The following is a 9,555-nucleotide window of genomic DNA, read 5'->3' on the forward strand; positions in this document are numbered from 1 at the left end:
TCAAGGTTTTTCGCCCTTTTCCCGGAACATTTGACCATAGCGTCGTTGATTGTACGGGTGGTCGGGGTGGCTGCCATAAACCGACTGATAAGTGTCGTGCTTCAGGCCAAGACCCTGAAGCAGAACCGCAAGCGCCAGTACCGCGACAACGATCACGGCAAAAGCAAGGGCGATGCCGGGTAGCCAGAATTGTGACAGACCGGTGGCAACCGCACCTCCGGCGCAGAACAGGGCAAAATACCCTGCCGTCTTGTGATACGCCTCGAACCACCATCTCTGCGGCCTCATGTCGAAATGGTCGCCACCCCAGGTGGCGCGATCTTCCGGGTCTGCCCCGGGATCTTTGCGCCCTCCGTGACTGCCGCGAAACCACGCCGACGTCCCTTGCAGCACTCCCAACAGCACGGTTGCGATGCCAAACCAGGCGTGCAGAGTGCCTGAAAACCCGCCTGTCAGAACCATGGCAAACCCGACCCCGGCCACGGCCAGCACGATCATTGCGTACAGCAGGTTTTTGTGCAGCGACCAGGGAAATTCCGGCCAGGCCCATTTATGGGTGCCGCGCGGGATGCCATAGGTGCGAGGCTTGATCTTGCCGAACCGTAATAGCATCACCGAAAGCGGCACCATCACAAACCAGATGCCGAACATCAGGAGCGCGTGGTTCTCCCAATGGATCTGGATCGGTTCCGAGAGAAACGGCAGGTAGCCCTGCGTCGGGATCTCATAGCGCATGGCCGGCCTCTGTCAGGTGACGCAGATTGAACACCAGGTCGGGGTTCAGACGCCGGTTCAACCCGTCGATCACGTTGCGGGCGGATACTGTGCCCATTTTCTGTATCGCTTCGGCGCTTAGCGCCGCCGAATGCGGACTGAAGACGACGTTGGGCAGGGACAGCAGCGGCAGGTCGGGCGCGGGCGGTTCAGACGACAGGCAGTCCAGACCTGCGCCACCCCGGTCCATTGGACCACTCAGCGCGTCATAAAGAGCGTTTTCATCGATCAGACCACCGCGGGCGGCGTTGATGATGATCGCGGTCGGCTTCATCAGTGCCAGTTCGGTCTGGCCGATTAGCCCCGATGTTTCGGGCGTGGCCGGCAGGTGCAGGCTGAGGAAATCCACGCCCGGCAATTCGACCCGCCAATCGGACACATGCTGATACCCGGCCTCTTCGACCACGTCGGCAGGTACAAACGGATCGAACACATTGACCTGCATGTCGAACGCGGCGGCGCGACGCGCGACCTCCCGACCGATCCGACCAAAGCCCAGCAACAGAAGGGTTTTACCGGTTAGCTCGCTCATGGCGATGCTGTTGCGAAAGTTCCAGTTCCCGCCGCGCACGGCTGCGTCGCCCGGCACCAGTTGCCTTGTCAGCGCCAACATTATGCCCATGACCTGTTCCGCAACCGAAACCGCGTTGACAGGACCGACGATGGTGACGGGCACCCCGCGCGCCGCCAGTTCGGCGGCAGGCAGGTTGTCACAGCCCACACCGTGGCGGGAAACGACGCGCAGATTGGGCATCTGGTTCACCTGCTCGGCGGTAATGACGCCGTAGCGGATCAGCAGCGCATTTGCGGTGGCGAGGCTTTCAGTTGGTACCGGCGTACCGGGATCGGGGAATGCCTCGATCTCCAACCCCGGCTCGGCGTCAAGAATGGCCATGCCATCGGGATGAATCTTTCCGGAAATGACGAGCTTTGCCATCACAGACCATCCATCTCTATGATGTACAGACCGGCATTCATGTCGGTGGTATAGATGAGACCCTGCTTGTCGACATAAACATCAGTGGTATCGACCACCAGCGGGCGGTTGGGCCGGTAGTCCATCAACTTCTTCGGCGCTGGCGGGACACACGCGGCAACTTCTTCCGGGCGGAAAGGGTTCGAGATGTCGTAGACCCGCAGTCCGGCGTTCTGATAGCTCACGAACATCAGCTCTTCGCTCTGGAAACCTTCCGAGCGGTTCTCATGGACATTGTGCGGGCCAAACTGTCCACCCTTGTTCTTGTAGTCGGCCTCGTCCGGGGGCAGCGTCGTGGCTATGGTGACCGGGTTTTCAGGTACCGAAATGTCATAGACCCAGTTTCGCTTGATCCCGTCCTCGCAATTGTCGGCCTGGCTCTCTTCGACCACGAACAACAGCCCGCGACCAGGCAGAGGCAAAGTGTTGTGGGTATGTCCGGCGAAAGGCGGACACGGGTTGTCGTGGCTGACGAATTTCGGATTGTAACGGTCCGACACATCGATCAGCGACATGCCACCGTCCCGCCAGGCCGCGGCTCCCAGATCGCCCTTGATGATCGCGTGGTGCAGGGCATAGCGGTATTTCGGATCCCACCAGGGCTCTTCACCACCGACGGTATGCATGCCCTCGCGCCAGAGCTTGCTGACGACTTCCGGCTTATCAGGACTGCGGAAATCGACGATCATGAAGATGTCGTCGGAAAACCCGGGCGGCAGGGCGGAAATGTAAGCCCAGTCACCGCCATCCCAGAACACCCGGTGCACGCCAAGACCGGGCACGTCGAGAAACGCAATCTCGCGCGGGTTGGCGCGGTCGGATATGTCATAGATGCGCATGCCCGCCGACCAGGGCTTTTCCCCCGCAAAATCAACCTTGTCGGCCACCGAGCCCTTGTAGTACTCGCCCGGATCAAACGCACCAGAGGTTTCGACCTTCAGCATGTCGCACATATTGTTGACGATCAGGATGTCGCCATGCGTCTGCAAATGCTGGCTCCAGGTGCCTTCGGGCTGGGGAATGTGTTTCACAAATTTGGGGTTCTTCGGATCACGCACGTCCATGACGGAAAAACCGTTATTGAACACATGCCCGACATAGGCATAGCCCCCGGACACCATAATTTGGATACCGTCGGCGCGCCCGCCCTGATCGGAATGCCCAAGAATGCGCATATTGCGTGCGTAATCGGGGGTCAGTAAGTCCGTCATGGCCTGTCTCCTGTCATTGTGATTCCGGTTGAAAAACCGGTCCTGAGCGCCGTGGCGCCCTGCTGCAAAAATGTGTGATCCGAGCCGGTCACGAAGAAACTGGCACCGTTTGACCGCCATGTGCCGATTGTCTCGGCCGGCGCACAGAAAAGCCCCGTCGCCGCCCTTTTTGCACCCAGTATCTCGGCGCAGATGTCGTTGATCTCCGGCGAACTGAAATCATCGTGGCCATAAGAAACGCTCAGGTCCGCGCGACCGACAAACAGGGCGTCAACGTCCGGCACATCCGCAATTTCCTGAAAGCAATCGACACCTTCCCGTTCCTCGATCTGGCAGATCAGAGATACCTCGTCGCGCGCGCGCCTGCGGTGTTCGGCAAGCCCAAGCGCGCCGTAGCCGCCTGCGCGCGTGGTCCCGGCAATGCCACGCCCGCCCGGGACATAGTGCATTGCCCGGGCCAGGGCTCGGGCCTGATCGGCGCTGGTCACATGCGGCACCACGACCCCGGCGGCACCGCTGTCCAGAACGCCCAGGATCGTTGTCGCCCTGTCGTCCGGTACCCGTACCAGAACCGCACAATCAACGGCACGTGCTGCAAGCATGCAGGCATCGATTGCGGTGCGGTCGAAGGGGGAATGCTCGCCATCCAAAATCAGGAAATCCAGCGGCCCCGCCCCCAGAACCTCGATGACGGTCGGATGAGGGGTCTTCACGAAGCAGCCGATAAGCGGTTCGCGCGCGGTCAGCCGCGCCTTGAAGCGCGCGTTCGGGGTCATTCCTCGCCCTCCCGCTTCAGCCGTTCGAAATAAGATGCCTCTGGTGTCAGCGCATCATCCACGTTCAGCGGGTATCGCCCCATCTCGCGCACCAGCTCAAAGAATTTCAGCGTGTTTTCGACCGGAATATCATGGCCGATATTGTGGCAGGGCGCGATGATATAGCCACCGTCGCTGCCTAGGTCTTTCAGCCGCCGGGCAACCTCCCAGCGTAGTTCGTCATGGGTCGCGCCCGGCATCATCTGCTGCACGTCCATCGCGCCGTGAAAAGCCAGCCGGTCGCCGAACTTCTCTTTGATGACCGACGTGTCCTCCATGCCCGAGGTCGAGGTTTGCACCGGGTTCAGGATATCGGCTCCGGTCTCGATCAGATCCTCAATCAACGGCAGCACCGCGCCGTCCGTATGCACCATCAGATAGCAGTTGCCAGCCTTCTTGATATGCTGGTGCAGCCGCGTGTGAAACGGCTTGATGCGTTTGCGGTAGACCTTGGGCGAGATCAGCAGCGACGTCTGGCTGCCCAGATCGTCAGTGACATAAGCGAGGTCAACAAATTCGCCAACCTCGTTCATATACCGTGTCCACATCTGGCACAGGATATCGGTGATTTTCCCCAGAACAGCATCCGCCAGGTCGGGATTGATCACGAGATCCATGAAGAATTGCTCATAGCCGCGCATTTGCAGGGCCGACATCAGGGGCCCGGCCTTGATCGCATCGGCGCCCAGCACATAGCTGGTGGTATCATGCAGGTGCTTTGCACGCTCGCGCAGACCTGCGAACTGGGCAGGGTCTTCCGGGTCCGGCCAGCAGTCGGCGTTCAGGACATCCTCGGCGGCTTCGCAATCCGCCAGCGGCGCCTTGGCCAGCGTGTCGACGGCATAGTGATCGCCATGAGCACCCTTGTAGGGCACACCCCACATGTCAAAATAGCCACCGTCCTCCAGGTCGTCGCGCTCGGTGACCTGAACCCAGTTGGGCACCAGCCAGCGAAAATCGACATTGAAGTGCTGCAACAGCGCCTCGTCCGGCACCACGGTCTGCGCCATTCGATCAAGTATCCGACCGCCATTTTGCAAATCAAGATCAGGCAGGCCTGCTGCAAGTTCGGCGTAATGAGTCTTGTGGACGGACCCGATGTGCTTGCCCATGTCCAACGGCACCCATTCCGGTCCGGTCCGTGTCATCGCAGCCTTAAAATTTTCCCTGGGTGTCATAGCCATTTCGGCACCTTTTCGTTCCGGCGGACACGGCCGCGATTGTGGTGGGTTGTATTGGGCAGCAACTTTGACTGCGCATTCATAATAATCCAATAGCGGAAACAGATCTTGAAGTCTATTCTTCTTTTTCTTATTAATTACTGCGTAGTTTTGAGTTCAGAGAACATTTCTTGTATGCATGCGCATTCATATTTGCTAAAAGAAATCATCGTTGATTGAGAATCAGGTCAACGCGAATGGATGCACCCGCCACCGAGGAGGCGTTGATGGCGCTATTGAAATTCAGCAAGCCCTCTGCACCCGCAGACCTCGGGCCAGCTAAACCCGAAATTGTTGCCCTGCTCGATGGCTATTCGATCGAGGTGATGCCGCGCACCGCCGCAAAGATCGCAGATTTCCGCGATCTCCTGCCAAAGGGCGCGCGCGTCTACATCGCCCATATCGAAGGCACGCCGATTGCAGATATGGTCGCGACAGCAAAGAGAGTAGCCGATGAGGGCTATCCGGTCATGCCGCACGTCCCGGCGCGGATCATCAAGGATGCGGCGACGCTCGGCGACTGGATCGCGCGGTATCAGGGAGAGGCCGGTGTGGATCAGGCACTGTTGCTCGCTGGCGGCGTCGACAAGCCGCAGGGCGATTTCCACAGCTCCATTCAGCTGTTGGAGACCGGCCTGTTCGACAAGGCGGGTTTCCGGAGGCTACATGTCGCCGGGCACCCGGAAGGCAACCGGGATATTGATCCGGACGGATCGCGCAGGAACGTGATGGCGGCGCTCGGTTGGAAACAGGTATTCAAACAGCGCACCGACGCGGAAATGGCGCTGGCCACGCAATTTTGCTTCGAGGCTGCGCCAGTCATTGATTGGGCGGACGACCTGGTCGCGGCAGGCATCGACATTCCCGTGCATATCGGCGTCGCCGGACCGGCCAAGTTGCAAACGCTGATTAGGTTTTCGATCGCCTGCGGTGTCGGGGCCTCGCTCAAGGTGCTGCAGAAACGCGCCAAGGACGTTACCAAGTTGCTGCTGCCCTTCACGCCCGGCGAGTTCATCTCGGATCTCGCGGCGCACAAGGCTGCGAATCCCGATTTCAACATCGAGAAAGTCCACTTCTTCCCGCTTGGCGGCATCAAGGCCAACGCCGATTGGGCCATCGAAAACGGCGGCGCCTCGGCCGTGCCAGCCAACCAGCAATAAGAGTGCCCCATGACCCGTACTATTGTCGAAAGCAAAACCAAAACCACGGTCATCGGCTTTGATGAACCCTTCTGCGTGATTGGCGAGCGCATCAATCCGACCGGTCGCAAGAAACTGGCTGCCGAGCTTGAGGCGGGCGATTTTTCCACCGTCGAAAAGGACGCATTGGCACAAGTCGCGGCAGGAGCGACCATGCTTGACGTCAACGCGGGCGTTTTTTTCAATTCCAACCCCAATCCGAACGAAACCGAGCCGCCCCTCATGACCAGGATGATCGAACTGGTGCAGGGCCTGGTGGATGTACCGCTGTGTATCGATTCCTCGGTGCCCGGCGCGCTGGAGGCAGGGCTGGCTGCTTGCTACGGGCGGCCTCTTCTGAACTCCGTCACAGGCGAAGAGGAACGGCTTGAGGCGATCCTGCCCCTGGTCAAGAAATACAACGTGCCCGTTGTGGCGATCTCGAACGACGATACCGGAATTTCCGAGGATCCGGACGTTCGGTTTGGCGTCGCGCAAAAGATTGTCGAGCGGGCGGCCGATTTCGGTATTCCGGCTTGTGATATCGTGGTGGACCCGCTGGTAATGCCGATCGGCGCCGTGCCAAGCGCGGGGATTCAGGTCATTTCACTGGTGCAGCGGCTGGGCAAGGAACTCGGTGTGAACACCACCTGCGGCGCATCGAATATCTCTTTCGGGCTACCCAACCGCCACGGGATCAACAATGCGTTTCTGCCCATGGCGATTGCCGCCGGGATGACCAGCGCCATCATGAACCCGACCGCGTTGCCTGTCGGCCCCAGGAAACTGGCTGAAAAGCGTGCGGAACTTGCCGCATTGGGGATTGTTGTACCTGAAGACCTTGACCCGGAAGTACTGGCGAAGGTCACCGGACTCGGTTCCACGCAACCTTGCGCCGGCCAGGAAATGGAGGCGATCCGGGCAGCAAACTTAATGATGGACAACGACGCCAACGGTGCGGCTTGGATACAGTTCTACAAACCGCCCAAACCGGCCGGCAGCAACGAAAATGCCAGTGGTGCAAGAAGAAGGCGACGACCGTCAATCGACAATAGTGGCGCCTCCGTTTGATCCCGTTCGCACTTGTATGCGCGTCGGCAGCGGGCAGAGTTTTGCTCGACAAATGACAGGGTCTGAAGGTGTTGTCCTTCCTAGTCGGCATATTGACGTCAAGCTCATTCTGACTGTCGGCTCCCCTGGGAATTAATGCCCTGCGCAGTTGTCGCTGTACATAAAATTACTGGACGCGAATACATTCTGGGGGAGAGGCTGAATTTTTGCGGTTACGCGACAAGCTTTGAAATAGTCAGCCTACCGTCCAGAACAGCGGCACTCGTAGTAGCAACACCGACGGAGTTAGAGTGAAGTAGATGCTCCCTTCCGCTGTTAAGGTGCTCCAGTACAATTGGCTACAATTTGTGCTATTTCCAATCAATGGCTTATCAACGGAGGCTGAAAACTTGCCTTCAACTCATCGCAAACAGTCTGCGACCATTAGAGCAACAATGGCGCTCTTTGGCGTAGTGGTGCTGACGGTTCCCGCATATCCACAGGACCACGGCTTACACAATAGTTCGAAGGTGTTTTCAGCTCCAGCGGATCTTTCCTGGAAGCACTGGGATGATCCAATTGAACTGGAACGAACGTGGCAAGCAGCCGTTGTTCGAGTTCCTACCGGCACCGGAGCGTCCAAACAGGTCACCACAGGTGATTTGCAACAGAATACACTAGGTCATGTTGACAAATGGCGGATCCATAGGCGGATCGAAATGATATCTACGAAGCCAAGGAAGCTTTCGGCTGTCTTATCATAGCGGGTTGCCACACGCCGAGCATTCTTCAGTTTGTTGAAGCATCTCTCGACCAGATTTCTCAGCGGGTAGAGATGCCAATCCAACCCAACGCGCCTCTTTCGGGACTTTCGCATTGGGATCACCGGTCGAATGCTTCGGTTGTGCAGTTCGGCGCGAATACGGTCGGCATCGTAACCTTTGTCGGCTAGCAGCACGACTGGTTCCGGCAGGTTGTCGTCCATGACTCGATCAAATCCAAGATAGTCCGATGTCTGACCGGGTGTGATGTCAGTTCTCATAGGCAGCCCGGCGGCACTTACCCTGAGGTGGATCTTGGTCGTGAAGCCGCCTTTTGAGCGGCCAAAACCCTGTCGCGGAGTCCCCCTTTTGCGCCCGCTGCCTGATGATGGGCACGAACCACGGTGCTGTCGACCATTTGAAGGGCATCAGGAACGATCCTGCTCTCGGTCAAGGTTTCCAAAATCTGTTCCCAGAGCCCCGCGAGGGTCCAGCGTCGGAACTGTCGGTAGACACTCGACCACTTCCCAAACTCGTCAGGCAAGTCTCGCCATGGGGCACCAGTACGTGCAATCCAGAAAACGCCATCAAGAACAAGGCGGTGGTTGATCGGTTTGCGTCCGTTCGGGGCACGGACCGCAAGGATGAACCGTTCAAGAAACGCCCACTCCTCGTCCGACATTAGGTTTCTTGCCAAGCTGGCCTCCATCGCAGATACCGGCTTGAATCACGATCAGAGGGCGCTGTGAATCCCTTTTGTCAACACGACCTAGCGGAAGAACAGGCGTCGAACGTGATTGCTGCGGCCACAGCGGCGGGCGCTCAAAAAACTGTCCGCGTATCGGCAATCAAAGCTGATCCGAATGGCCCGACCAATAACACCCGCGCCCATGGCAGAACAGAGGCGGAGATTGCGCAAAGCGGGTTGCGCCATGTTTTCCTGCGGCCAAATCTGTTCATGCAAAATATGTTCATGGCCGCGGATCAGATCAGACAGCAGGGGCGGTTTTCCTTCGCCACGGGCAACGGCAAAATGGGCATGATTGACACAAGCGACATTGCGGCCTGCGCGGTAGTATGCGCTCTGTCAGATCAATGGGACGGTCAGACGCTGGAGCTTACCGGATCCGAGGTGATCAGCTATTTCGATGCTGCCGGTATACTGAGCACACTGCTCGGAGATCCAGTATCCTACGCTCCGATACTTCCCGCAGATATGTACGCCACAATCGAAGGAGCAGGATGGGGCCAATGGATGGCTGAACTGGCGCGGGACTATGGACAGGCTTACGCCTCGGGTTGGGGCACCTTTACAACCAGTAATGTCCAGAAAATCACCGGCAAGGCACCGCGGTCATTCCAGGAATTCGCAAGTGAGGTGTTTTTGCCAGCGTTAAGGTCGCACTTCTGACCTTCTCTCTGTGGGCAGGATGTTTCTGAAATGGCTGCCAGTCAAAGACGACGTTCACCGCGTATTTAAGAGGTGGGTGAAATCACTTTGTATGGACAGTAACCGCCGTTGGTTGCGAAGCAACCAACGGCAGATATTCAAAGCAGGCGGGTCGCCATG

9 protein-coding genes are annotated in these 9,555 nt (G+C 58.3%); 3 read left to right on the forward strand and 6 right to left on the reverse strand.

Going from position 1 to position 9,555, the window contains the following annotated elements; all coding sequences use genetic code 11:
* Genes GOX66_RS22730 through GOX66_RS22750 form a run of 5 tightly spaced genes read right to left on the reverse strand, consistent with a single transcriptional unit; the run spans nt 1 to nt 4,924 of the window.
* Nucleotides 1–735 carry a cytochrome b561 domain-containing protein gene (locus GOX66_RS22730; protein ID WP_170765762.1) on the reverse strand — a complete coding sequence of 245 codons (735 nt, stop codon included), beginning with the start codon at nt 733–735 and terminating at the stop codon, nt 1–3.
* Entirely contained in the window at nt 725–1,711 is a 987-nt protein-coding gene (locus tag GOX66_RS22735; RefSeq protein WP_170765763.1) for an NAD(P)-dependent oxidoreductase, read from the reverse strand. Before GOX66_RS22735 ends, GOX66_RS22730 begins: the two co-directional genes overlap by 11 nt.
* Nucleotides 1,711–2,961: an LVIVD repeat-containing protein gene (locus GOX66_RS22740; protein WP_170765765.1), complete on the reverse strand. Its 1,251-nt coding sequence runs from the start codon at nt 2,959–2,961 to the stop codon at nt 1,711–1,713. Before GOX66_RS22740 ends, GOX66_RS22735 begins: the two co-directional genes overlap by 1 nt.
* Complete coding sequence (locus GOX66_RS22745; protein ID WP_170765767.1) at nt 2,958–3,737, reverse strand: HpcH/HpaI aldolase family protein; 780 nt, start codon at nt 3,735–3,737, stop codon at nt 2,958–2,960. The genes GOX66_RS22740 and GOX66_RS22745 overlap by 4 nt, the downstream gene beginning before the upstream one ends.
* Nucleotides 3,734–4,924 (reverse strand): uroporphyrinogen decarboxylase family protein, encoded by a 1,191-nt coding sequence (locus GOX66_RS22750; protein ID WP_170765769.1) that lies wholly within the window; start codon nt 4,922–4,924, stop codon nt 3,734–3,736. Before GOX66_RS22750 ends, GOX66_RS22745 begins: the two co-directional genes overlap by 4 nt.
* Nucleotides 4,925–5,223: 299 nt before the next feature.
* Between GOX66_RS22750 and GOX66_RS22755 the strand changes: the two genes are divergently transcribed.
* The gene (locus GOX66_RS22755) at nt 5,224–6,156 is read left to right on the forward strand and encodes a methylenetetrahydrofolate reductase (protein WP_170765779.1); all 933 of its coding nucleotides are present in this window, start codon (nt 5,224–5,226) and stop codon (nt 6,154–6,156) included.
* Nucleotides 6,157–6,165: 9 nt separating this feature from the next.
* A complete protein-coding gene (locus tag GOX66_RS22760) occupies nt 6,166–7,245 on the forward strand; it encodes a methyltetrahydrofolate cobalamin methyltransferase (RefSeq protein WP_170765771.1) in 1,080 nt (359 codons plus the stop codon).
* Between the two features lie 661 nt (nt 7,246–7,906).
* Here the strand turns inward: GOX66_RS22760 and GOX66_RS22765 are convergent.
* Nucleotides 7,907–8,694 (reverse strand): IS5 family transposase gene (locus tag GOX66_RS22765; RefSeq protein WP_170765773.1). Its coding sequence is split into 2 segments (ribosomal slippage): nt 7,907–8,358 and nt 8,358–8,694, totalling 789 coding nucleotides; the frame shifts between segments, so codons are not numbered across the junction.
* Between the two features lie 36 nt (nt 8,695–8,730).
* On the opposite strand from GOX66_RS22765, the gene GOX66_RS22770 reads away from it, so the two are divergent.
* On the forward strand, nt 8,731–9,396 hold the full coding sequence (locus GOX66_RS22770) for an NAD(P)H-binding protein (protein WP_170765775.1): 666 nt from the start codon (nt 8,731–8,733) through the stop codon (nt 9,394–9,396).
* Nucleotides 9,397–9,555 lie beyond the last annotated feature (159 nt).

The organism is Ruegeria lacuscaerulensis (genome assembly GCF_013031245.1).
GTDB classification, from domain to species: Bacteria; Pseudomonadota; Alphaproteobacteria; order Rhodobacterales; family Rhodobacteraceae; genus Ruegeria; species Ruegeria lacuscaerulensis_C.